Raw genomic sequence first — 949 nt, 5'->3', positions numbered from 1 at the left:
CCGCGATCGTCGCCGAACTGGCGTGGGGTGTACTCGTAGGCACCGGCGATGCTCAACTCGCGAAAGCTCATGCTCGGTGTCCTCGGTCGATCAGGTCCAGCAGGTAGTGGCCGTACCCGGATTTGACGAGTGTCTCCGCGCGGGCGCGCAGTTCGTCGTCGGTGATGAATCCGCGTCGCCACGCCACCTCTTCGGGGGATCCGATTTTCAGGCCTTGGCGTTGTTCGATGGTGCGCACGTAGTTCGAGGCGTCGAGCAGCGAGTCGAAGGTGCCGGTGTCGAGCCAGGCGGTACCGCGGGGGAGGACTTCGACCTGGAGGCGGCCTGCCTCGAGGTAGTGGCGGTTGACGTCGGTGATCTCGTATTCCCCACGCGCGGACGGTTGCAGGTCGCGGGCGATGGCGATGACGTCGTTGTCGTAGAAGTACAGCCCCGGGACGGCGTAGTTCGATTTCGGGGCGGCGGGTTTTTCTTCGAGGGAGATGGCTTTGCGGTTCGCATCGAATTCGATGACGCCGTAGGCGGTGGGGTCGGAGACCTCGTAGGCGAAGACGGCTCCGCCGTCGATGGTGTCGAAGCGGGACAGTTGGGTGCCCAGGCCGGGGCCGTAGAAGATGTTGTCGCCCAACACCAATGCCGCGGAGTCGGTGCCGATGTGGTCGGCACCCAACACGAAGGCCTGGGCGAGTCCGTTGGGCTCGTGTTGGACCTTGTAGGTCAAGTCGATGCCGAATTGGGAGCCGTCACCGAGCAGACGCGTGAACTGGTCGGCGTCCTGGGGTGTGGTGATGACGAGGATCTCGCGGATCCCGGCCAGGATCAGAGTCGAGAGCGGGTAGTAGATCATCGGTTTGTCGTAGACCGGGACCAGCTGCTTGCTGACGCCCATCGTGATCGGATGAAGACGCGAGCCCGTGCCGCCCGCCAGAATGATTCCCCGCATGACGGC

1 protein-coding gene is annotated in these 949 nt (G+C 64.1%); it reads right to left on the bottom strand.

The genetic code is table 11. From position 1 onward, the window contains the following. Nucleotides 1-67: 67 nt before the first annotated feature. Entirely contained in the window at nt 68-943 is an 876-nt protein-coding gene (rfbA, locus tag CH306_RS28695) for a glucose-1-phosphate thymidylyltransferase RfbA (protein WP_094631888.1), read from the bottom strand. Nucleotides 944-949: the final 6 nt, after the last annotated feature.

It is taken from the genome of Rhodococcus sp. 15-725-2-2b, from assembly GCF_002259075.1.
Lineage (GTDB): Bacteria > Actinomycetota > Actinomycetes > Mycobacteriales > Mycobacteriaceae > Rhodococcoides.
This window is presented reverse-complemented; position numbering and strand designations above follow the sequence as displayed.

Coding starts and splice junctions, on each gene's coding strand:
- rfbA (WP_094631888.1), bottom strand. CDS start 943: ATGCGGGGAATCATTCTGGCGGGCGGCACGGGCTCGCGTCTTCATCCG.